Below are 23933 nucleotides of genomic sequence, written 5' to 3' on the forward strand. Positions count from 1 at the left end.
TGATTGACCCAGCCTATTTGCAGGTGGAGAATGTGTCCCGGTGGCATGCAATTCATTCTAAAAATTATTCATAACAGGGCGTTAAGCTTGCCCTGATGCCAGCTTTGTTTTTTCGATCATCGCTGGACCACCGCATTCCACGAGCAGCAGCACATAACGTCCTTCTAGGGAGAGATGATGTTCGCAAATATGAAAGTGGCGACCCGCCTGGGTCTGGGTTTTGGCGCCGTTGTAATCCTGCTGTTGGTGCTGTCGGTGGTGAGTACCATGCGCCTCGCGGCGCTCAATGAGGGCATCAGAAAAATAACCGAAGACCGCTATCCGAAAGTGGTGCTGTCCAAGGACGTGATCCGGTACACGATCGACAACGGCCGTCAACTGCGTAGCATGATGCTTTCCACGAGTGACGAGGAGCGCGACAAGTTCCGCCGGCTGGTGGATGCCAACCGCGCCAAGGTCACCGAGTCGCTGGATAAAATAGACAAGCTGATCACCACCGAGAAGGGGCGCGCGCTGTTCAAGGACATCACCGCCAAGAGCGACGCGCTGCTCGCCAAGTACGACACGCTCTACTCCCTGGTCAAGAGCGACCAGAAAAAAGCCATCGAATTCCTGAAGAACGATTTTGCCGCGGGTAATAACGCCTACGCAGCTTCGCTGGAAGCGATGGCTAAATTCCAGGGCGACTTGATGGACCAGGAGGCCGCCGCCGCCGACGCCACTTATCTGGAGACCCGCAAGCTGGTCATTTCGCTATCCGTCGCCGCAGTACTGATGGCGCTGCTGATCGCATGGCTGATCACGCGCGACCTGGTCAAGCGCCTGGGCGGCGAGCCCTACTATGCTGCCGAATTGATGGACCGCGTCGTCAAAGGCGACCTGAGCGCCGACGTCCGCCTCAAGCCCAACGACCGCAGCAGCATGCTGTACTCCATCAGCGAAATGATGGTGAAGATGCGCAAGGTGGTCGACGGCCAGCGCAGCCTGGTGGCGGCCGCCAATCGCGGCAATTTCGACGCCCGCGTGGACCTGGCCGGCATGTCGGGCTTCCAGCAGGAGATGGGCGAGAGCCTGAACCAGCTGGCCATCACCACCGGCGCCAGCATCGCCGACGTGGTGCGGGTGATGGGTGCGATGTCCGAAGGCGACCTGACCAAGACCATCGACAAACCCTACGAGGGCGCGTTTGGCGAACTGAAGGAATTCACCAACAACACGGTGAGCAAGCTGGCCCAGGTGGTCAGCGAAGTGAACAACAGCGCCGAGGCGCTGGCCGCCGCTTCCGAGGAAGTCAGCGCGACCTCGCAGTCGCTGGCGCAGGCGGCCAGCGAGCAGGCTTCCAGCGTCGAGGAAACCTCGGCCTCGGTCGAGCAGATGACCGCCTCGGTGGCGCAGAACACCGACAACGCCAAGGTCACCGACGCCATGGCCAGCCGCGCCGCGAACGAGGCGAGCGAAGGCGGCGACGCAGTGCGCTCGACGGTGGCGGCTATGAAGCAGATCGCCGCCAAGGTGCTGATCATCGACGATATCGCCTACCAGACCAACTTGCTGGCGCTGAACGCGGCCATCGAGGCCGCGCGCGCGGGCGAGCACGGCAAGGGCTTCGCGGTGGTGGCGGCGGAGGTGCGCAAGCTGGCCGAACGCAGCCAGGTGGCGGCCCAGGAAATCGGCCAGGTGGCCAGCGGCAGCGTGGACCTGGCCGAGCGGGCCGGGCAGATGCTGGGCGCGATGGTGCCCAACATTAAAAAGACGTCCGACCTGGTGCAGGAAATCACGGCCGCTTCGGAAGAGCAGTCGTCCGGCCTGGCGCAGATCAATTCCGCCATCAGCCAGCTGAGCCAGACCACCCAGCAGAACGCATCCGGTTCCGAGGAACTGGCGGCCACCGCCGAGCAGATGAGCAGCCAGGCGGAGGAACTGCAGCAGACCATGGGCTTCTTTGTAGTGAACGGTTCCGGCGGAAGGCCTGCCCGGCAGCGGGACAGCGGCGGCGCGATCCGCATGCGTCCGGCCGCCTTGCGCGCCATCGCCGTGGAAGCGCCCGACGAATCGCAGTTTGTCCGCTACTGAACCGGCAAGGAAGGACGGGGCCGCCGCTAGCCGCGTCCCGTCGGGCCGGCCTTGATCGAGGCCACGATATCGCGTGCCGCCACTTCCGCGGCGGCGCAGGCCGAGGCCGCGTCCTCGAACCGTTGGATCACCGCCACCCGGTGTTTGCGCTTGACGTTCAGGCGATGCATGGGCGTGGCGGACGGCGCGAACACGGCGACGTAGGCGCCCCACAGCCGGCAACCCTCCAGGCGTTCCGCTGAAATCTCCACTTCATAGTCGTCGATGTACTTGGTCGGCACGGCTACCTCCCTGATGGCTGGCGTCACGCCACCAATGTACGCGCTCCGGACCGGTAATGTCGCGCAGTTTCTGCAATCCTTTACAATCGCTGCACCGCAGATACAAACCCGACCATGACCGATACCCAGAATGTCCGCCGGCGCTCGCTGATCGCCGCTTGCAGCGCCCATGCCATCCATGACGGCCTGACCGACGTGATCTACGTGCTGCTGCCGATCTGGCAGGCGCAATTTGCCATCAGCCTGGCGATGGTGGGGCTGTTGCGCGGCGCCTACTCGGGCATGATGGCGGGCTTCCAGCTGCTGGCCAGCCGCATGGCCAGGCGCTGGGGCCGCGAGCACATGCTGATCGGCGGCACCGCGCTGGCCGGCGTCGCCTACCTGATCGCCGGCCTGGCCGGCGGCATGACGGTGCTGCTGATCTCCCTGCTGCTGGGCGGCCTGGGCGCCAGCACCCAGCATCCGCTGGCCTCGTCCATCGTCACCGACACGCACGAGGCGGGCGGCGGCGTGAAAGAGGCGCTGGCGCAATACAACTTTGCCGGCGACATCGGCAAGACGCTGGTGCCGGGCGCGGTCGGCCTGCTGCTGGTGGTGGTGAGCTGGCAGGCCAGCGTGACGCTGATCGGCTGCCTGGGCCTGGCGGCGGCCGCGCTGCTGTGGTGGCTGTTGCCGACGGCGGCCGAGTCGGCGCGCCACCATGCGGCGTCGGCCAAGGTGGTGGCCGGCAAGGGGTCGGCCGGCGGGCTGCGCGCGCTGATCGCCACCGGCGTGCTCGACAGCGCGGTGCGCATGGGCTTCCTGACCTTTTTGCCGTTCCTGTTGCAGAGCAAGGGCGCCGGCACCGCCGGCATCGGCCTGGCCTTGTCGCTGCTGTTTGTCGGCGGCGCCTTCGGCAAGCTGCTGTGCGGCTACCTGGGCGCGCGCATCGGCATGATGAAGACGGTGTGGATCACCGAGTCCGCCACGGCGCTGTTGATCCTGCTGTCGGTGTGGCTGCCGCTGACGGCGATGATGGCCATGCTGCCTTTGCTGGGACTGGCGCTGAACGGCACCTCGTCGGTGTTGTACGGCACCGTGCCCGAGCTGGCCGGCGCGGGCAAGCGCGAGCAGGCTTTCGCCCGCTTCTACACCGGCACCATCGGCGGCGGCGCGCTGGCGCCGGTGCTGTTCGGCCGGCTGGGCGATGTGGCCGGCGTGCCGGTCGCGGTGATGGCGCTGGCGGCGCTGCTGCTGTTGACGCTGCCGTTGTCGTATCGCGTGCAGACATCGCTGGGCAGCTGAAGCGCCGCCAATATCATTGGCCGGCTTGGTGAATTTCGTAATTGCGGCATGCGGGGGGAGCTTGCAGAATATACGCACAAGAATTCAAATGAGACATTCCCCCATGAAATTGACTCGCTGGCGCCTGGCCCTGTGCCTGGCCGCCCTGTCGGCCTCCGCCCTGGCGGCGCCGACGCCCGACCTGGATATCTACACCGGCCGTCCGTCGCCTTCCTGGCACATCACCCTTGCCGACCCCGACACGCACGTGACCATGAACGGCGCCAGCGCCGCCACTCCGGCGTCGGCCAAGGAGCCGAAGCGCCGCGTCAGCGCCAGCCAGGACGGCAAGGCCGTGAGCCTGCGCTTCAAGGACAGCTGGTACGCCAGCCTGCGCGTGGAGGGCGGCGCTCCGGTCGATCTGCGGCCCTACCTGGCCGACGGCGTGCTGGCGCTGGATGTCAACGTCAAGCAGATGGCGGAGGGCGGCATCAGCTTCGCGATCGGCTGCGGCACCTGGTGCGGCCGCAGCGTGCCCTACGTGTTGCCGGCGCGCGCCATGGCCGGCAAGGGCTGGCAGCACGTGGTGTTTTCGATGCGCTGTTTCGCGCGCGAAGGCGACGATTTCAGCGCCGTCACCCAACCGTTCACGCTGGACGGCAACGGCAGCGGCGAGGTGGCGGTCGCCCATGTCAGATACCAGGCCAGCGGCGTACCCAATGCCAGCTGTCCGGACTACAAGACCGTGTCGGTCACGCCGGACAAGCTGAACGAACCCTGGGCGATCGCGTGGTGGACGCCGCGCCACGAGCAGAAGCTGGCCGAAGCGCGGGCGCTGGGTAAAACGGCCGAAGTGGTGTTCATCGGCGATTCGATCACCGAGGGCTGGGAGAAGCGCGGCGCGCCGGTCTGGGAGCGCAACTACAAGCCGATGCACGGGCTGGCGCTGGGTTTCGGCGGCGACCGCACCGAGAACGTGCTGTGGCGCTTGCTGCACGGCGAGGTGGACGGCCTGGCGCCCAAGGTCGCGGTGCTGATGTTCGGCACCAATAACGCCGGTCATCGGCGGGAGGATCCGCGCACCACCGCCGCCGGCATCCGGCGCAATATCGACGAACTGCGCCAGCGCCTGCCCAACACGAAGATCCTGCTGCTGGCGATTTTCCCGCGCGGCGAGAAGCCGGACGACGAGCTGCGCCAGATCAACGAAAAGGTCAACGGCATCATCTCCGGCTTTGCCGACAACCAGCATGTTTTCTACCTGAACATCAACCAGGCGTTCCTGGCGGCCGATGGCACGCTGTCGAAGGACATCATGCCCGACCTGCTGCACCCGAACGAGCAGGGCTACGAAATCTGGGCCAAGGCCATGGCGCCGACCCTGACGAAGCTGATGGCGAGCGGCCCGGCCTACGCGTGGGACAACGTCGCCATCGGCGGCAGCGGTTATGTTTCCGGCATCGTCACCAGCAAGACCGAGAAGGGGCTGGTCTACCTCCGCACCGACGTCGGCGGCGCCTATCGCTGGGACGGCGCCGGCCGGCGCTGGATACCGTTGCTGGACTGGGTATCCGACCAGCAGACCGGCTTGCTGGGCGTGGAGTCCATCGCCCTCGATCCGAATGCGCCGGGCAAGGTCTATCTGTCGGCCGGCATCGGCTACCTGAACGGCGGGGCCAGCGCGATCCTGAAATCGAACGACTACGGCCGCAGCTTCACCCAGATCGACGTCACCCAACAGTTCAAGGTGCACGGCAACGGCATGGGGCGCGGCAACGGCGAGAAGCTGCAAGTCGATCCGGTCGACGGCAAGATCCTCTACATCGGCACCCGCGCCAACGGCATGTTCAAGAGCGTGGACGAAGGCCTGAGCTGGCGGCACCTGGACGGCTTGCCGGTGGCGGCCACGCCCAACCAGAACGGCCTGAGCTTCGTCGTGCTGGACCCGGCCAGCGCGGCCGGCGGCGCCACGCAGCGCATCTTCGCCGGCGTCTCGCGCTTTGGCTCGGTTGGCGCCAATCTCTACCTGTCCGGCGACGGCGGCAAGACCTTCAGCGCATTGAGCGGCGGCCCCAGCGGGCTGATGCCGCAGCGCGCGGTGCTGGCCAAGGGCAGCCTGGTGGTGGTCTACGCCAAGGGCGCCGGCCCGTGGGGCGATGTGGCGCACGGCGAAGGCATGGAGCGGGGCGCGGTATGGAAGTACGATATCGCCGCCGGCACCTGGAGCGATATCTCGCCGCCGCTGAACCGCGCCTACGGCGGCATCACGGTCGATCCGGCCAACCAGGACCGCATGATCGTCTCCACCACCAACTACTACGGCAAGCCCGGCACGATGGGCGACCGGTTCTTTGAAACGCTGGACGGCGGCAAGCACTGGAACAGCATCGTCGACCAGGGCGTGCGGATAGATCCCAACGGCGTGAGCTGGATCGCGGGCAGCTTCATGCACTGGACCTCCAGCATCGAGTTCGATCCCTTCGACACGCGCACCGTGATGGTGGTGTCGGGCAACGGCATTTTCAAATCGACCGACATCCATGCCGCGCCGGCGGTGTGGAAGTTCGAGGACGCGGGGCTGGAGGAATCCGTGCCGCTCAATATCGTCAGCATTCCCGGCGGCCCGGTCGTCTCGGCCATCGGCGACTACGACGGCTTCCGTCACACCGACGTGAGCAGCTACGCGCCGATCCACACGCCGACCATGGGCACCACCTGGGGGCTGGACTACGCGGCCGCCAAGCCGAACGTGCTGGCGCGCGTCGGCAGCGCGATGTATGTGTCGCGCGACATGGGCGTGAGCTGGAACAAGACCGCCGGCATGCACGGCAAGCAGGGGCAGCTGGCCTTGAGCGCGGACGGCAAGGTGATCGTGCACAGTCCGGAAAAATCCGCCACCAGCTACTACTCCACCGACGGCGGCGACAGCTGGAGCGCCGTCAGGGGCCTGAACGGCGCGCGGCCGGTGGCCGATCCGGTCAACGCCGGCAAGTTCTACGCGCTCAGCGGCGCCGTCATGCTGGTTAGCACCGACGCCGGCGCCAGCTTCGCCGCCGCTGGCGCCGTGGGCGGCGCCAAGGGATCGCCGGTCGTGCGGGCCGCGCCCGGCAGGGAAGGCGACGTCTGGGTCGCGCTGTATGACGGCGGCCTGGCGCGCTCCACCGATTCCGGCGCCAGCTTCGCCAGGCTCGCCAATGTCGGCTACGCGGCGGCGGTGGGCTTCGGCAAGGCCGCGCCGGGCGCGGATTATCCGGCGGTGTATATCTGGGGCTCGGTGGATAGCGTGCGCGGCGTGTTCCGCTCCGACGACAGCGGCGCCAGCTGGACGAGGATTAATGACGATAATCATCAATACGGCGGTCCGGGCGATGCCCAATTCGTTATCGGAGACGCCAATACCTACGGTGTTGTGTACATGAGCACGGCGGGTCGCGGCATAGTGACTGGCAAGCCGATTGTCGCCAAATAGGGACGAGTTCGCCTTTTTCATCAGAACGGGATCGGAAACATGCCACAATACCCAGCGCATCACGCAGAGGGTGCGTCGAGACATGTTGTTCCGAGATTGAGGTCGTTGAAAATGTCGATGAAGTCCCACCGTATTGCGTTGCTGTTCAACGCAAACAAGATTTTTGACCGCGAAGTGATCGCCGGCATTGCCGCTCACCTGAGCAGCACCCGCGCCTCCTGGGATTTGTTCCTGGAGGAAGACTTCCGCCTGCGCCTGCCCGGCATCGAGCACTGGCAGGGCGACGGCATCATCGCCGATTTCGACGATCCCGCCGTGGCGGCCGCGCTCAGCCGCAGCCGCATCCCGGTGGTGGCGGTGGGCGGCTCCTATGCCGACGACAGCAGCTACCCGGACGCCGTGCCCTACGTCGCCACCGACAACTTCAAGCTGATCAAGATGGCCCACGATCACCTGATCGAGGCCGGCCTGCGCAATTTCGCGATGTTCAGCCTGCCGGAGGCGCAGGAGAACCGCTGGGCGCAGGAACGCGAGACCGCCTTCCGCACGCTGATGCGCAAGGACAAGATGGAGCCGCAGATCTACCGCGGCCTGGGCACCAGCGCGCCGTCCTGGGACGAGGCGGTGGAGCAGCAGATCAAGTGGCTGCACAGCCTGCCCAAGCCGGTCGGCATCATCGCCGTCACCGACGCCCGCGCGCGCCAGCTGCTGCAGGCCTGCATCATGGCCGGCATCGAGGTGCCGGAGCAGGTGGCGCTGATCGGCATCGACAACGACCCGCTGGCGCGCATGCTCACGCGCATTCCGCTCAGCTCCGTGATCCAGGGCGCGCAGGAGATGGGCCGCACCGCCGCCCACCTGCTGGACCAGATGCTGCACGGCGTGCGCCTGGGCGGCACGCGCATCCTGGTGCCGCCGGTCGGCATCAACGTGCTGACCTCGACCCGCCACGAAGCGCCCAAGCATCCGCACGTGATGCGGGCGCGCCACTTCATCCGCCAGTACGCCTGCCAGGGCATCAAGACCCACCAGGTGGCCGAGTACGTGGGCATTTCGCGCTCGTCGCTGGAATCCTACTTCCGCCAGGAGCTCGATTGCAGCGTGCATGACGTGATCCTGCGCTTCAAGCTCGATGCCGCCACCGAGATCCTGGCGCGCGGGGAGCGCAGCATCGCCGACGTGGCGCTCAGCTGCGGCTTCACGTCGGTGCAGTATATGCACGCGGTGTTCAAGCGGGAGCTGGGCTGCACGCCGCGCGCCTACCAGGACCGGGCGATGCAGGGCGGCGCCGACGAGAAAGTTGACCACGGCGCCGACGACGGCGCCGCCGTGGCCGACCTGCGCAGCGTCGCCTGAGCGCGGACGCGTAAAACATGACCGTGATTGGTGAGTTTCATAATTGCCGTCACTGGGGAATCGGGTCAAAATCCTCCACGCAGTTTGCTTGCCAGCTTGGAGAGAGAGACCTTGGAAAATAATGTGAAAACGATGCTGCCCGACGATATCGAACGGGCAGTCCTGGTGGGCCGTGTCTGGCGCGATGGCGTCATCGACGGGCCTTGCGTGGTGGCCGTCCGCAACGGCGAGGTGTTCGACATCACCGGCCACGCCCCCACCATGTCCGACCTGCTGGAGCGCGACGATGTCCTCGACATCGCCCGCAGCGCACCCGGCGAATCGCTGGGCAGCGTGCGGCAGCTGATGGCGCACGCGCTGGATGGCAAGGCCTTCGCCGGCGCTCATATCGGCATGCCCCGCCTGCTGGCGCCGTGCGACCTGCAAGCGATCAAGGCCTGCGGCGTCACCTTCGCCGTCAGCCTGCTGGAGCGCGTGATCGAAGAGCAGGCCGGTGGCGACGCCTCCCGCGCCAGCGCGCTGCGCGCGGAAATCCAGGCCATCATCGGTTCCGATTTGTCGGCCATCCGTCCCGGTTCGCCGGAAGCGGCGCGGCTGAAGGCGGACCTGATCGAACGCGGCCTGTGGTCGCCGTACATGGAAGTGGGCATCGGCCCGGACGCCGAGGTGTTCTCCAAGTCGCAGCCCATGTCGGCGGTGGGGCAGGGCGCGGACGTCGGCCTGCATCCGGATTCGAAATGGAACAACCCGGAGCCGGAGATCGTCCTTGCCGTCAACAGCCAGGCGCGCGTGCAGGGCGCCACGCTGGGCAACGACGTCAACCTGCGCGACATCGAAGGCCGCAGCGCGCTCTTGCTGGGCAAGGCCAAGGACAACAACGGCTCCTGCGCCATCGGCCCGTTCATCCGCCTGTTCGATGAACACTTCACCATCGACACCATCCGCAACGCGGAATTGAGCATGCTGATCGAAGGCATGGACGATGGCTTCCACCTGGCCGGCGCCAGCCGCATGCGCGAGATCAGCCGCGATCCGCTCGACCTGGTGAGCCAGGTCTGCGGCCGCCACCATCAATACCCGGACGGCTTCATGCTCTTCCTCGGCACGATGTTCTCGCCGATCAAGGACCGCGATACCGCCGGCGGCGGCTTCACGCACCACCTGGGTGATCGCGTCAGCATCTCGACGCCGTCGCTGGGCGCGTTGGTCAACCACGTGCAGCGCAGCGATACCATCGCGCCCTGGACGTTTGGCGTGCGGGCCTTGCTGAGCCGGGCGCGCGGTGCGGCCGCGATGCGCGTTGCGCCAGCCCTGCAGACCAGGGTGCAGCAGGCGATCTATCCCAGCCTGGCCGGCAAGCGCGTGGTCATCACCGGTGGTGGCAGCGGCATCGGCGCGGGCATGGTGGAGGCATTTGCGCAGCAGGGCGCGAAGGTGCACTTCCTCGACATCGCCGAAGAAGACTCGCTGGCGCTGCAAGGCCGCTTGTCGAAAATGGCGGCGCCGCCGTCCTTCGTGCGCTGCGACCTGACCGATCTCGATGCGGTGGCCGCAGCCTTCAACAGCATCGGCCCGGTCGATGTACTGATCAACAACGCCGCCAACGACGACCGCCACAAGCTGGCCGACGTCAGCCCGGAATACTGGGACGAGCGCATGGCCGTCAACCTGCGGCACCAGTACTTCTGCGCCAAGGCTGTCGCCGGCGGCATGCAGCAGCGCGGCGGTGGCGTGATCCTGAACTTCGGTTCGATCTCGTGGCACCTGGCGTTGCCTGAGCTGACCCTGTACATGACGGCCAAAGCCGCCATCGAGGGCATGACGCGCGGCTTGGCGCGCGACCTCGGTCCGCAGAACGTCCGCGTCAACTGCATCATCCCCGGCGCGGTGCGCACGCCGCGCCAGGAAGCCTTGTGGCACACGCCGGAAGAGGAAGCGCGCATCCTGGCCGGCCAATGCCTGCCGCAGCGGGTGCAGGTGGACGACGTGGCCGCACTGGCGCTGTTCCTGGCGTCGGACAACGCCGGCCGCTGCACCGGGCGCGATTACTTCGTCGACGCGGGCTGGTACGGCGCATGAGTACTCCGCGCCGCTACCGCTCGCAGGATTGGTTCGACAATCCCGACCATATCGACATGACGGCGCTGTACCTGGAGCGCTTCATGAACTACGGGATCACGCCGGAGGAACTGCGTTCCGGCCGTCCCATCATCGGCATCGCGCAGAGCGGCAGCGACATCAGCCCCTGTAACCGCATCCACCTGGAGCTGGCCAAGCGCGTGCGCGACGGCATCCGCGATGCGGGCGGCATCGCGATGGAGTTCCCGCTGCATCCGATCTTTGAAAACTGCCGCCGTCCGACCGCCGCCATCGACCGCAACCTGGCCTACCTCGGGCTGGTGGAAATCCTGCACGGCTATCCGATCGACGCCGTGGTGCTGACCACCGGCTGCGACAAGACCACGCCCGCGCAGCTGATGGCGGCATCGACGGTGGATATTCCCGCCATCGTGCTGTCCGGCGGGCCGATGCTGGACGGTTGGTTCGAAGGCGAACTGGCGGGTTCCGGCACCGCGATCTGGAAGGGCCGCCGGCAGCTGGCTGCCGGTGAGATCGACAATGAAAAATTCCTGCAGATCGCCGCCGCCTCGGCGCCGTCGGCGGGACACTGCAACACCATGGGCACCGCCTCCACCATGAACGCGATGGCCGAGGCGCTGGGCATGTCGCTGACCGGCTGCTCGGCGATCCCCGCGCCGTATCGTGAACGGGGGCAGATGGCATATGAAACCGGCAGGCGCATCGTCGAGATGGCGCGGCTGGATATCAAGCCTTCCAGTATCCTGAACCGGGAAGCGTTCCTCGATGCGATCGTGGTCAACGCCGCCATCGGCGGCTCCACCAACGCCCAGCAGCACATCATGGCGATGGCACGCCATGCCGGCGTCGAACTGCATTCGAGCGACTGGATGGAGTACGGCCATGCCGTGCCGCTGCTGCTGAACATGCAGCCGGCCGGCAAATTCCTCGGCGAGCGCTTCCATCGCGCCGGCGGCGTGCCGGCCATCATGTGGGAGCTGGAGCAGCAGGGCATGCTGCGCTCGGACCGTCCTACCGTCACCGGCCGCAGCATGCGCGACAACCTGGCCGGCCGCGAGACGAATGACCGCGAAGTGATCTACGCCTTCGACCAGCCGTTGAAGAAGGATGCGGGCTTCTTCGTCCTGAAGGGCAACCTGTTCGATTTCGCGATCATGAAAACCAGCGTGATTTCGGACGCCTTCCGCGCCCGCTATCTGAGCACGCCGGGCAGCGAGAATATCTTCGAGTGTCGCGCCATCGTATTCGACGGCTCCGGCGATTATCACGCCCGCATCAACGATCCGGCATTGAACATCGACGAAGACTGTATGCTGGTGATACGCGGCGCCGGGCCGATAGGCTGGCCCGGTTCGGCCGAAGTGGTCAACATGCAGCCGCCCGATGCGCTGGTCAAGCGCGGCATCAATGCCTTGCCGACGCTGGGCGACGGCCGCCAGTCCGGCACCTCGGACAGCCCGTCGATACTGAACGCGTCGCCGGAGAGCGCGGTCGGCGGCGGCCTTGCCTGGCTGCGTACCGGCGACCGTATCCGCGTCGATTTGAACGCCGGCCGCTGCGATGTGCAGGTCGGCGAGGCGGAGTGGGAGGAGCGCAAGAAGGACGGCATTCCGGCCATTCCCGCCAGCCAGACGCCATGGCAGGAAATCTACCGCAGCACCGTGGGACAAATGGAAAACGGCGCCTGCATGGAACTGGCTGTACCATATCGCGGAGTGGCCAATAACCAGGCTCGCCATAATCATTAGTGAACTAGTTGGACAAAGATCCACCGAACAAACAGGAGACCGTAACAATGAAGAAATTACTGAGCGCGGCGGCAGTCGCCGTCATGCTGGTGTGCGCCGGCGGGAACGCCATGGCTGACGCCAAGAACCCGAAAATCGGCTTTTCCATCGACGACCTGCGGCTGGAGCGCTGGGCGCGCGATCGCGATTACTTCGTCGCCGCCGCCGAGCAGCAGGGCGCCAAGGTCTATGTGCAGTCGGCCGACGCCAGCGAGCAGCGTCAGATCGCGCAGATCGAGAACCTGATTTCGCGCGGTGTCGATGTGCTGGTGATCGTGCCTTACAACGCCACGGTGCTGAACAACGCGGTGCGCGAGGCCAAGAAGGCCAAGATCAAGGTGGTTTCCTACGACCGCCTGATCCTCAACGCCGACATCGACGCTTACATTTCCTTCGATAACAAGCTGGTTGGCGAGATGCAGGCGCAGGGTGTGGTGGCTGTCAAACCGAAGGGTAATTTCTACCTGCTGGGCGGTGCTCCGACCGACAACAACGCCAAGATGCTGCGCGAGGGCCAGCTCAAGGTGCTGCAACCGCTGATCGACAAGGGCGATATCAAGGTGGTGGGCAAGCAGTGGGTCAAGGACTGGAATCCGGCCGAGGCCATGTCCATCGTTGAAAACGCGCTGACCGCCAACGGCAACAAGCTCGATGCGGTGGTGGCGTCGAACGATGCGACCGCCGGCGGCGCGATCCAGGCGCTGGCTTCGCAGAAGCTCGATGGCAAGGTGGCCGTGTCCGGGCAGGACGCGGATCTGGCGGCGGTGCGGCGCGTGATCGCCGGCTCGCAGACCATGACGGTGTACAAGCCGTTGAAGCTGATCGCTTCCGAAGCGGCCAAGCTGTCGATCCAGCTGGTGCGCAATGAGAAGCCGGCCTACAACGCTGAGTATCAGAACGGTTTCAAGCAGGTCAGCACGCTGCTGCTGAAACCGACCATGCTGACCAAGGCGAATATCGACCTGGTGGTCACCGATGGTTTCTACACCAAGGCCCAACTCGCGGCCAAGTAATTCCTCTGGCGGGGACGCGTTCCACGGGTTCCCGCACCTCACCTTTGCGAGAACCCGTATGTCCGGCTATTTGCTAGAAATGAAGGGCATCGTCAAGAAATTCGGCGGTGTCCCCGCGCTCGACGGCATCGACCTGCAAGTCAGGCCCGGCGAGTGCATCGGTTTGTGCGGCGAGAACGGCGCCGGCAAATCGACCCTGATGAAAGTACTGTCCGCCGTCTACCCGCACGGCACCTGGGACGGCGAGATCCTGATGGACGGCCAGCCGCTGAAGGCGCAATCGATACGCGAAAGCGAAGCGGCCGGCATCGTCATCATCCACCAGGAGCTGATGCTGGTGCCCGAATTGTCGGTGACGGAGAATCTCTTCCTCGGCAACGAGATCACGCTGCCCGGCGGCCGCATGGACTACCCGGCCATGAACCAGCGCGCCGAGACCCTGCTCAAGGAACTGAAGCTCAACGACGTCAACGTGGTGCTGCCGGTAATGAACTACGGCGGCGGCCACCAGCAGCTGATCGAAATCGCCAAGGCGCTCAACAAGAACGCGCGCCTTCTGATCCTGGACGAACCCTCATCGTCGCTGACGACGTCGGAGATCGAAGTGCTGCTGGAGATCATCCGCGGCCTGAAAGCCAAGGGCGTGGCCTGCGTCTATATCTCGCACAAGCTCGATGAAGTGGAAGCGATCTGCGACACCATCGTCGTCATCCGCGACGGCAAGCATATCGCCACCACGCCGATGCAGCAGATGGACGTGCGGCAGATCATCGCGCAGATGGTGGGGCGCGAGATGAACCAGTTATACCCGAAACTGGAGCGCACGCAGGGCGAGGTGATGTTCGAAGCCCGCAACGTGGTGTGCTACGACACCGAGAAACCGGACCGCAGGAAGGTCGACAACGTCTCCTTCACGCTGCGCCGGGGCGAGATCCTCGGCATCGCGGGGCTGGTGGGCGCGGGCCGCACGGAGCTGGTGTCCGCGCTGTTCGGCGCCTACAACGGCCGCTGCGAGGCCGAGGTGTGGCTCAACGGCGAGAAGATCGATACCCGCACGCCGCTCAAGGCCATCCGCGCCGGGCTGGCGCTGGTGCCGGAGGACCGCAAGCAGCACGGCATCATCCGCGACCTGGACGTGGGCCAGAACATCACGCTGTCGGTGCTGGGCCGCTACGCGCGCTTCACCCGCATCGACCGCGAGGCCGAGCTGAAAACCGTCAGCGAGGAAATCGCGCGGCTGGGATTGAAGACGGCCAGCCCCTTCCTGCCGATTACCTCGCTCTCCGGCGGCAACCAGCAAAAGGCGGTGCTGTCCAAGATGCTGCTGACGCGGCCCAAGGTGCTGATACTGGACGAGCCCACGCGCGGCGTGGACGTCGGCGCCAAGTACGAGATCTACAAGCTGATGCTGGAATTGGCCAGCCAGGGCGTGTCCATCATCATGGTGTCGTCGGAACTGGCCGAAGTGCTGGGCGTGTCCGACCGCGTGCTGGTGATGGGCGAAGGCCGGCTGCGCGGAGACTTCATCAACCAGGACCTGACCCAGGAAATGCTGCTCTCTGCGGCGCTCGATCATTCATAGTGACCATGCATACCAACAAACTCAAACAACTGTTCACGCAGTATAAAATCCTGGCGCTGCTGATCGCCATCGCCATCATCTGGAGCTTCTTCAGCTGGAAGACCGAGGGCGGCTTCATCTCGGCGCGCAACCTGTCCAACCTGATGCGGCAGATGTCGGTGACCGGCGTGGTCGCCTGCGGCATGGCCTTCGTCATCATCTCCGGCGAGATCGACCTGTCGGTAGGCTCGCTGCTAGGCCTGCTGGGCGGCGTGGCGGCGGTGCTCGACGTCACGCACCACATGCCGCTGCCGGTGACGGTGGCGGCGGTGCTGGCCTGCGGCCTGCTGCTAGGCCTGTTCAACGGCTACCTGACGGCGTATGCGGGCATACCGTCCTTCATCGTGGGCCTGGGCGGCATGCTGGCCTATCGCGGCATCGTGCTGGGCGTGACGGACGGCGTGACGGTGGCGCCGGTGTCGGAAGCGATGGTGCAGGTGGGGCAGGGCTATCTGTCGCCGGAGCTGGGCGTGACGCTGGGCGTGGTGCTGTTCGCGCTGGCGGCCGTGCTGACCTGGCGCCAGCGCCTGAACCTGGGCCGCCACGGCCTGCCGGTGCCGCCGATGTGGCGCGACGGCGTGCGCCTGGCCGCCATCGGCGCGGTGCTGTTCGCCTTCGTGAGGACGCTGAACAGCTATGAGGGCATACCGCTGCCGGTGCTGTTGCTGCTGGTGCTGCTGGGCGCCTTCAGCTACGTCGCCACGCAGACCGTGTTCGGCCGCCGCATCTACGCGGTGGGCAGCAATATGGAGGCGACCCGCCTGTCCGGCGTGAACGTGCAGGCGGTGAAGCTGTGGATCTTCGGGATCATGGGCCTGATGTGCGCCTTGGCGGGCCTGGTCAACACGGCGCGGCTGGCGGCCGGTTCGCCGTCGGCCGGCACCTCGGGCGAGCTCGATGCGATCGCGGCCTGCTTCATCGGCGGCACCTCGATGCGCGGCGGCTCCGGCACCGTCTACGGCGCCTTGATCGGCGCGCTGGTCATGGCCAGCCTGGATAACGGCATGTCCATGCTGGACGTGGACACCTATTGGCAGATGATCGTCAAGGGCTGCATCCTGACGCTGGCTGTCTGGGTCGACGTGGCGACGCGCTCCGGCCGTCGTTGATGTTTTTCGCGCGGTCCATAACGCTCACTGGGCCGGACCGCGCCACTTCTGCGGCTACGTTGTCTGATCGACGCTACGCTTGCTGATTATCATTCTCCCGCTTGGTGAATTTCGCAATTGCGGCCAGTTGGCGTAACTTGCAAAATGGTCTCATAACATCGTATGACCTGGCACCCCGCCAGTAAGCCATAACGATAAAAAAAACCAAGAGCGAGACACTATCAAATGACGATGACAACCCTGCGCTATTCAGCGCCTGCGAACCCGTTCGCCTGAAAAAAACACCCGTAACAGATGGCCAAAGAGCCATGAATAATTCGTATAACTCCGGAGAGCATAGATGAAACAGTTTAAGAAAACAGCGATCGCGTTGGGCCTGGCCCAGATGGCATCCATGTCGGGCGTGGCGTTCGCACAAACCACCCCTACCGATACCGGCGCGACGGTGGTGGTGACCGGCCAGCGCGCGGCGCTGCAATCGGCGCAGAAGATCAAGCAGAATTCCGATGAAATCGTCGATTCCATCGTCGCCGACGACATCGGCAAGCTGCCGGACCGCTCGGTGACGGAAGTGTTGCAGCGCATCGTGGGCGTGACCATCGACCGCACCATGTCCAAGGGCGATCCGGAGCACTTCTCGGTCGAAGGCTCTGGCGTATCGATTCGCGGCTTGAGCTATGTGCGCTCCGAGCTCAATGGCCGCGATTCGTTCTCCGCCAACGGCGGCCGTTCGCTGAACTTCGAAGACGTGCCGCCGGAGCTGGTGGCCGGCGTCGACATCTACAAGAACCCGTCGGCCGAACAGATCGAGGGCGCCGTCGGCGGCCTGGTGAACCTGCGCACCGCGATGCCGTTCGATTACAAGGGCTTCAAGGCCGCCGTCTCGGCTGACCGCACCTGGTCGGAACTGAAGAAGGGCAAGACCTCGCCATCGTATTCCGGCCTGGTGTCCAACCGCTGGAAAACCCCGGTCGGTGAAGTCGGCGCGCTGCTCGATCTGGCCTACTCGGAAAGCGCTACCCGCACCGACGCCTTCCAGGTCGAGCCTTACTATCCGCTGAAAGACGCGAACGGCAATTCGGTCTACGCACCGAAGGGCGCTCAATGGCGTACGCTGGAATTCAACCGCAAGCGCGAAGGCGCCTACGGTGCGCTGCAATGGAAGAAGGATGACTGGTCCAGTTCCCTGACCTACTTCAAATCGAAGTATGAGATGACATGGGATGAGCAGGCGATCTTCGCGCAATCGAGCCCGTACAACATCCGTCTCTCCCCGGATTCGACCTTTAATTCGAAAGGCGCGCTGCTGACCGGAACGCTGACCGATTCCTCCGGCGCCGGCATCAATTTCGGTGACGATACCCGCGGCGCCAACCGCAAGTCGGAAACCACCGACCTGTCGTGGAACCTGCGCTGGCGTCATGACAGCTGGACCGTCACCACCGACGTGCAGCACATCAAGGCCAAGACCAACAGCCTCGATTCCACCGTGGCGACCGGCGTGCAGATGCCGAAGGAGCAGCTGGACCTGACCGGCAGCGTGCCTAAGCTGATCTTCAGCGACGCGGACCGCGCCTACCTGGCCAATCCGAACAACTACTACTGGGCGTTCACCATGGAACACCTGGACCAGAGCAAGGCCAATGAAACCGCGTGGAAGACCGACGTCAAGTACGACTTCGATCATCCGGTGCTGCGCGACGTGCGCTTCGGTGTGCGCCTGACGGACCGCTCGGCGACGACGGTGAAATCCAATCCCGACTATAACTGGTCGCCCATCACCCAGCCATGGCAGGGCGAGATTTCGCACCTGGCCTACCTGGGCGATCCTCGCTTCGCCGGCAACACCAATCTGCATAGCTTCAATAACTTCTTCAACGGCGGCGTTTCCGTACCGTCGGTGGTGTTCCCGAACGCCTCGCTGGCGCAGGGCTATCCAAGCAGCTATGCCGCGCTGCATACCTACCACGACATCCTGTGCGCGGAAAAAGGCAATACCTGCTCGCCATGGACGCCGGCCACCTTCGGCACCGATCCCGCCGGCACCAACGAGCAGACGGAAAAGACCAAGGCGCTGTATGGCCAGCTGCGCTTCGGCTGGGACAAGTTGAAGTATCCTGTGGATGGCAACATCGGCCTGCGTTATGTGCAAACCGATTCGACCGCGCACGGCTACACCGTGTTCAAGTCGACCGCACCGACCGGCGCCACGCTGGGCATTCCGATCCCGGTCATCGCGCCGTTCGCGAAGGCGCAGGATTTCGACAACTCCTACCACAACTTCCTGCCTAGCCTGAACCTGCGCCTGAAGGCCTCCGACACGCTGCAGTTCCGCTTTGCCGCGTCGTCGGCGCTGTCCCGTCCCGACTTCAGCGATCTGCAGGCTTATACCTCGCTGTCGCAGACGGCGGATACGTTGACGGTCAACGGCGTCACCACCGTCCGCAGCCTGGACCAAAGCGGTACCGGCTCGGGTAATCCCAACCTGCGTCCAACCACCTCCAAGCAGATCGACCTGACGATGGAGTGGTACTTCGCGCCGACCGGTTCGTTCACCGCAGCGGTGTTCAACAAGAATCTGAAAGACGTCATCATCAAGCAGGTCTACAACTACCAGCTGACCGACGCGACCGGCAAGGCGCAGAACTTCACGGTGACAGGCCCGATCAACGGCGCCAAGGGCCATGCCCGCGGCGTGGAGCTGGCCTTCCAGCAGTACTTCGACAAGCTGCCTGGCGCATTGTCCGGCCTTGGCATGCAGGCCAACTTCACCTTCGTCGACAGCAAGCGCGATCTGTATAACCCGGTGTACTCGAAGTATTGCACCGGCGGCGACAGCGCCACCAATGTCAACCTGAACCTGAACGGCTGCGACACCAACGGCACCACCTTCGGCAACCTGCCGCTGGAGAACCTGTCGCGTCAATCGTACAATCTGGCGCTGCTGTATGACAAAGGCCCGGTGTCAGCACGACTGGCGTACAACTGGCGCTCCAAGTCGCTGCAAGGCGTGAACGTCAACGGCACCAAGGGTGGTGATGGCCTGGATAGCAATCCGGCCAGCCCGACCTACGGCCAGACCAATGTCGCCTGGGCGTTGCCTACCTGGTCGGATTCGTACGGCCAGCTGGATGCGTCGGTGTTCTACAAACTCACCGACAAGGTGCAACTCGGCCTGGAAGCGCAGAACCTGACTGATACGACCTACAAGCAGCTGATGCAGCAATCGACCGGCATGATGGGGCGTGCATGGTTCAAGACCGGTCGCCGCGTGGTCGCGAAACTGAGCTACGACTTCTAAACCACGAAAGGCTTTGACCAGATGAAGCATACCGCCCGCCAGCTTGTTTCCGTTTTGAGTTTCGCGGCCCTGGCCGCAGCTGGCGCGGCGGCAGCCGATCTGCCGCAGATTGTGAAGAAGGACGGCCGCCACGCCTTGATGGTCGATGGCGCGCCGTTTGTGATGTTCGGCGCCCAGGTGCACAATTCCAGCAATTATCCGCTGGCCTTGAGCAAGGTGTGGCCTGCCATCAAAGACATGAACGCCAACACCGTCGAGATTCCCGTGGCGTGGGAACAGATCGAACCGGTCGAAGGCAAGTTCGATTTCAGTTATGTCGACACCTTGCTGGCGCAGGCGCGCGAACACAAGGTGCGCCTGGTGCTGCTGTGGTTCGGCACCTGGAAGAATACCGGTCCGCAGTACACGCCGGAGTGGGTCAAGTTCGACAACAAGCGCTTCCCGCGCATGCTGGACAAGGACGGCAAGTCGATCTACTGCCTGTCGCCCAACAGTGAGGAAACCATGAAGGCCGACAGGAAGGCCTTTGTCGCGCTGATGGAACACATCAAGAAGGCCGACGCGGCGCAGCGCACCGTCATCATGATGCAGGTCGAGAATGAGGTCGGCACCTACGGCTTTGCGCGCGACTTCGCGCCCAAGGCGCAGGCGGCGTTCGAGCAGAACGTGCCGCAGGTCGTGCTGGATCATAAAAAATCGCCGGTCGCGCTGGCGGCCAGCGGCAGCTGGAAGCAGGTCTATGGCGACTACGCCGATGAATACTTCCACGCCTATTCCATCGCCAGCTATATCGAGGAAATCGCCAAGGCCGGCCGCGCAGTCTATAACCTGCCGATGTACGTCAACAACGCGCTGCGCGATCCGCTGGAATCGCCGGTGATGCCGTGGAAGGGCAACTTCGCCAGCGGCGGCCCGACGTACGACGTGATCGATATCTACAAGGCGGCCGCCCCGCACATTGACATCGCTGCGCCGGACGTCTACGCGCCGGAGTCGGATAAATTCCATGCCACGCTGGACCGCTTCCAGCGCGCCGACAATGCGCTGATGCTGCCGGAAATGAGCAACGCGGCGCAGTATGTGCGCTATGCTTACCTGGTGCTGGGACGTGGCTCGTTGGCTTTTTCGCCCTTCGGTATCGACTACGCGGACTACAGCAATTTCCCGCTGGGCTCCAAGGCCACCGACAAGACCATGGTGGCGCCGTTCGGAAAAATCTACGCCGCCTTCCGGCCGATGGAACGCCAGTGGGCCAGGTGGGCGTTTGAAGGCCGCACCCATGGCGTGGCCGAGGGCGACGACCGCAAGCCGCAGACCGTCGCGCTGAAGAACTGGACTGCCACCGTCAGCTTCCGCTTGTGGCAGTTCGGCGATGCGGAGTGGCTGGCCAAGGTCAAGGACCTGCCGGCCGATACCGAACAGCCCAACGGCGGCGTGTCGATCGCGCAGATCGGCGACAACGAATTTATCGTGGTGGGGCAGCACGCGCGCGTGAGCTTCGCCAGCAGCGACGGCAAGCCATCCATGCTGGCGCGGGCGGAGGAGGGACACTTCGACCCATCCGGAAAATGGATCATGGAGCGCAACTGGAACGGCGACCAGACAGATTACGGCTTGAACCTGACCGGCAATCCGGTGGTTCTCAAGGTCAAACTGGGTACATACTAAAAATACGGAGATTAAATGCGATTCAAATCGATGGTGCCTGCGGCGTCGTGCCTGGCGGTGATGGTGTCGGGCCAGGCGCTGGCCGGCACGTTTGAGAAGACCGTCACCGGCGTGGTGGTCAAGCCCGATTCGGGCGCGGCGAAAGAAGTGCGGCTTGAAGTCATGGGCGATAACATCATCCACGTGGTGAAGCTCGATCGGTCGGGCAAGGAGCTCATGCCTTCGCTGATGACGGTGGCGGCTCCTGTTAGCGGTAACTTCAGCGTTGCCGCAGCGGGCAAGGACAAGGTCACGCTGAAGGCGAAGAAGATCTCGGTGGCGGTGTCGCTGGCCACGGGCGAGGTGCAGTTCTTCAATGCGGTCGGCAAGGCCTTCCTGAGCCAGGCCTCGGAGAGCATGGCGCCGGTCGATGTCGGCGGCAAGCCGTTCATGGCGGTCAAGGAAGGCTTCAACCACGGCACCAAGGACGCCTACTATGGCCTGGGCCAGCACCAGAACGCGCAGATGAACCTCAACGGCGAAGACGTGCTGCTCATGCAGCACAATATGGCGATCGCCGTGCCGTTCGTCGTCTCGGACAAGAACTACGGCGTTTTGTGGGATAACAATTCGATCTCGCGCTTCGGCGACGCCAAGCCGTATGGGCCGATGGTGCGCGACCTGAAGCTTGTCGACGACGAAGGCAAGGCCGGCGGCCTGACGGCGCGCTATTACATCGGCGGCAAGCTGGCGCTGACCCGCCACGAGAAGGATATCGCCTACCAGTACCTGAAGGACGTGGCCGAGAACTGGCCGAAGGAATTGGGCGACCTGAAAACGCTGAACGACGTCAAGGTCGTATGGGATGCGACGCTGAGCTCCGACAAGCCGGGCGTGCACAAGATGCAGCTGTATTCGTCGGACTACGCGACGTTGACGCTGGACGGCAAGCAGGTCATGGACGTATGGCGCCAGGGCTGGAATCCGTGGTATCACAATTTCGAGGTGAAGTTCGAAGCCGGCAAACCGGTGAAGCTGCACCTGGAGTGGAAGCCGTCCGGCGGCATGGTCGCCATCACGCATAACGATCCGCTGCCCGATGCGGAACGCCACTCGCTGACCTTCTCGTCGGAAGTCGCACAGAGCATCAACTATTACGTCATCAACGGCGACAGCATGGACAAGGTCATCGCCGGCTATCGCCACCTGACCGGCCAGGCGCCGATGATGCCGAAGTGGGCCTACGGCTTCTGGCAATCGCGTCAGCGCTACGAAACGCAGGAGCAGCTGCTGGGCGTGCTGCGCGAGTACCGCAAGCAGGGCTGGCCGGTGGATAACATGGTGCAGGACTGGTTCTACTGGCCGCAGGATCAGTGGGGTTCGCACGATTTCGACAAGGTACGCTTCCCGAATCCGAAGGCGATGCTGGACGAAGCCCACAAGGCCAATGCACGCGTGATGATTTCGATCTGGGGCAAGTTCTATTCGAACACCGACAACTACAAGGAGCTTGCAGCCAAGGGCCATATGTGGACCAAGAACGTCGAGGACGGCGCCCTGGACTGGGTGGGACCCGGCTACAAGAACAGCCACTACGATCCATACACCAAGGAAGCGCGCGACATCTACTATCGCCAGATGAAGCCGAAGCTGGTCGACCTGGGCTTCGACGCCTGGTGGATGGATAACACCGAACCTGACGTGCTGTCCAACACCAGCGTCGCCGACTTCAAGAAGTTGATCGGTCCCACCGTGTACGGCGGCGGCGAGATCACCTTCAATCCCTATAGCCTGGTGCATACGGAAGGCTTCTACCAGGGCCTGAAGCACGACCAGCCGGACAAGCGCCAGTTCATCCTGTCGCGTTCCGGGTTCGCCGGCATCCAGCGCAATGCGGTCGCGGTGTGGAGCGGCGATACGGCGAGCCGCTGGAACAACCTGTACGACCAGATCTCGGCCGGCGTCAGCATCTCGATGTCGGGCATTCCGAACTGGACGCACGATATCGGCGGCTATGCGCAGGAAGTCCGTTATCAGGTCGGCGATGTCGGCTCGGCGCAGGAGAACCGCGCTACCGGCGCGGCCAAGGGCAATGCGGAGGACATGAAGGAATGGCGCGAACTGAATCTGCGCTGGTTCCAGTTCGGCGCGTTCTCGCCGCTGTTCCGTTCCCATGGCGAGGTGGTGAAGCGCGAGATCCACGAGATTGCGCCGGAAGGCTCGCCGATGCGCGATTCGATGGTCTGGTACGACAAGCTGCGCTATCGCATGATGCCTTACATTTACTCGGCCGCCGCCGATATCCACTACGAATCCGGCGCCATCATGCGCGGGCTGGTGATGGACTTCCCGAAAGACGAAGCGGTCAAGGATATCAAGGACCAGTACCTGTTCGGTCATAACCTGATGGTCGCTCCGGTGTATGTGTACGGCGCGCGCGAACGCAAGGTCTACATGCCTCGGGGCGCGAGCTGGTACGACTTCTATACCGGCGAAGTCCACAAGGGCGGCAGCACCGCCGCGATCAAGGCGCCGGAGACCCGCATGCCGCTGCTGGTGAAGGCCGGCTCGATACTGCCGATGGGCCCAGTGACGCAGTACGTGGACGAGAAGCCGGATGCGCCGATCACCCTCAACGTCTACACCGGCGCCGACGGGAAGTTCAGCCTGTACGAGGACGATGGCGTGAGCAACGCCTATCTGCGCGGAGAGTTCAGCCGCATCCCGTTGAGCTACAACGACAAGACCGGCGTGGTCACCATCGGCGACCGCGTGGGCCAGTACAAGGGCATGGTTGGCAAGCGCCAGTTCAAGCTGCGCTTCATCAAGGCTGGCATTTCGAGTTCGGACGATTTCGATGCGTCCGACAAGGTCGTCGCGTATGACGGAAAGTCGATCACGGTCAGGAAATAA

Annotated in this window: 13 protein-coding genes; 12 read left to right on the forward strand and 1 reads right to left on the reverse strand. The window is 64.1% G+C overall.

The features are described from left to right. Nucleotides 1–177: 177 nt before the first annotated feature. On the forward strand, nucleotides 178–2073 hold the full coding sequence (locus RUGAMON1_RS06630) for a methyl-accepting chemotaxis protein (protein ID WP_445229887.1): 1896 nt from the start codon (nucleotides 178–180) through the stop codon (nucleotides 2071–2073). A 26-nt stretch (nucleotides 2074–2099) separates the two neighbouring features. Here RUGAMON1_RS06630 and RUGAMON1_RS06635 read toward each other — a convergent pair whose 3' ends face one another. Beyond that, nucleotides 2100–2354, reverse strand: a complete 255-nt coding sequence (locus RUGAMON1_RS06635) for a hypothetical protein (protein WP_445229744.1) — start codon at nucleotides 2352–2354, stop codon at nucleotides 2100–2102. A gap of 114 nt (nucleotides 2355–2468) precedes the next feature. On the opposite strand from RUGAMON1_RS06635, the gene RUGAMON1_RS06640 reads away from it, so the two are divergent. The 11 genes from RUGAMON1_RS06640 to RUGAMON1_RS06690 all read left to right on the forward strand — a co-directional run bounded on the left by RUGAMON1_RS06640 (nucleotide 2469) and on the right by RUGAMON1_RS06690 (nucleotide 23933). Continuing rightward, entirely contained in the window at nucleotides 2469–3638 is a 1170-nt protein-coding gene (locus RUGAMON1_RS06640; protein ID WP_445229745.1) for an MFS transporter, read from the forward strand. A gap of 103 nt (nucleotides 3639–3741) precedes the next feature. Then, nucleotides 3742–7086, forward strand: a complete 3345-nt coding sequence (locus tag RUGAMON1_RS06645) for a GDSL-type esterase/lipase family protein (protein ID WP_445229746.1) — start codon at nucleotides 3742–3744, stop codon at nucleotides 7084–7086. A gap of 117 nt (nucleotides 7087–7203) precedes the next feature. Beyond that, nucleotides 7204–8442: a XylR family transcriptional regulator gene (locus RUGAMON1_RS06650; RefSeq protein WP_445229747.1), complete on the forward strand. Its 1239-nt coding sequence runs from the start codon at nucleotides 7204–7206 to the stop codon at nucleotides 8440–8442. Nucleotides 8443–8574: 132 nt separating this feature from the next. Next, nucleotides 8575–10521: a D-xylose 1-dehydrogenase gene (xylB, locus tag RUGAMON1_RS06655; protein WP_445229888.1), complete on the forward strand. Its 1947-nt coding sequence runs from the start codon at nucleotides 8575–8577 to the stop codon at nucleotides 10519–10521. Continuing rightward, nucleotides 10518–12290: an IlvD/Edd family dehydratase gene (locus tag RUGAMON1_RS06660; RefSeq protein WP_445229748.1), complete on the forward strand. Its 1773-nt coding sequence runs from the start codon at nucleotides 10518–10520 to the stop codon at nucleotides 12288–12290. Before xylB ends, RUGAMON1_RS06660 begins: the two co-directional genes overlap by 4 nt. A 47-nt stretch (nucleotides 12291–12337) precedes the next feature. Next, a complete protein-coding gene (gene xylF, locus RUGAMON1_RS06665; RefSeq protein WP_445229749.1) occupies nucleotides 12338–13342 on the forward strand; it encodes a D-xylose ABC transporter substrate-binding protein in 1005 nt (334 codons plus the stop codon). Between the two features lie 58 nt (nucleotides 13343–13400). Next, nucleotides 13401–14924, forward strand: a complete 1524-nt coding sequence (gene xylG, locus RUGAMON1_RS06670; RefSeq protein ID WP_445229750.1) for a D-xylose ABC transporter ATP-binding protein — start codon at nucleotides 13401–13403, stop codon at nucleotides 14922–14924. A gap of 5 nt (nucleotides 14925–14929) precedes the next feature. Further along, nucleotides 14930–16072: a sugar ABC transporter permease gene (locus RUGAMON1_RS06675; RefSeq protein ID WP_445229751.1), complete on the forward strand. Its 1143-nt coding sequence runs from the start codon at nucleotides 14930–14932 to the stop codon at nucleotides 16070–16072. A gap of 340 nt (nucleotides 16073–16412) precedes the next feature. Beyond that, nucleotides 16413–19373, forward strand: a complete 2961-nt coding sequence (locus RUGAMON1_RS06680; protein WP_445229752.1) for a TonB-dependent receptor — start codon at nucleotides 16413–16415, stop codon at nucleotides 19371–19373. 21 nt (nucleotides 19374–19394) lie between these two features. Further along, the gene (locus RUGAMON1_RS06685; protein WP_445229753.1) at nucleotides 19395–21041 is read left to right on the forward strand and encodes a GH35 family beta-galactosidase; all 1647 of its coding nucleotides are present in this window, start codon (nucleotides 19395–19397) and stop codon (nucleotides 21039–21041) included. Between the two features lie 15 nt (nucleotides 21042–21056). After that, nucleotides 21057–23933: a TIM-barrel domain-containing protein gene (locus RUGAMON1_RS06690; protein ID WP_445229754.1), complete on the forward strand. Its 2877-nt coding sequence runs from the start codon at nucleotides 21057–21059 to the stop codon at nucleotides 23931–23933.

It is taken from the genome of Duganella rhizosphaerae, assembly GCF_040364205.1.
GTDB classification, from domain to species: Bacteria; Pseudomonadota; Gammaproteobacteria; order Burkholderiales; family Burkholderiaceae_D; genus Rugamonas; species Rugamonas rhizosphaerae.

Coding starts and splice junctions, on each gene's coding strand:
- xylG (WP_445229750.1), top strand. CDS start 13,401: ATGTCCGGCTATTTGCTAGAAATGAAGGGCATCGTCAAGAAATTCGGC.
- RUGAMON1_RS06645 (WP_445229746.1), top strand. CDS start 3,742: ATGAAATTGACTCGCTGGCGCCTGGCCCTGTGCCTGGCCGCCCTGTCG.
- RUGAMON1_RS06675 (WP_445229751.1), top strand. CDS start 14,930: ATGCATACCAACAAACTCAAACAACTGTTCACGCAGTATAAAATCCTG.
- xylF (WP_445229749.1), top strand. CDS start 12,338: ATGAAGAAATTACTGAGCGCGGCGGCAGTCGCCGTCATGCTGGTGTGC.
- RUGAMON1_RS06680 (WP_445229752.1), top strand. CDS start 16,413: ATGAAACAGTTTAAGAAAACAGCGATCGCGTTGGGCCTGGCCCAGATG.
- xylB (WP_445229888.1), top strand. CDS start 8,575: ATGCTGCCCGACGATATCGAACGGGCAGTCCTGGTGGGCCGTGTCTGG.
- RUGAMON1_RS06660 (WP_445229748.1), top strand. CDS start 10,518: ATGAGTACTCCGCGCCGCTACCGCTCGCAGGATTGGTTCGACAATCCC.
- RUGAMON1_RS06690 (WP_445229754.1), top strand. CDS start 21,057: ATGCGATTCAAATCGATGGTGCCTGCGGCGTCGTGCCTGGCGGTGATG.
- RUGAMON1_RS06640 (WP_445229745.1), top strand. CDS start 2,469: ATGACCGATACCCAGAATGTCCGCCGGCGCTCGCTGATCGCCGCTTGC.
- RUGAMON1_RS06650 (WP_445229747.1), top strand. CDS start 7,204: ATGAAGTCCCACCGTATTGCGTTGCTGTTCAACGCAAACAAGATTTTT.
- RUGAMON1_RS06685 (WP_445229753.1), top strand. CDS start 19,395: ATGAAGCATACCGCCCGCCAGCTTGTTTCCGTTTTGAGTTTCGCGGCC.
- RUGAMON1_RS06630 (WP_445229887.1), top strand. CDS start 178: ATGTTCGCAAATATGAAAGTGGCGACCCGCCTGGGTCTGGGTTTTGGC.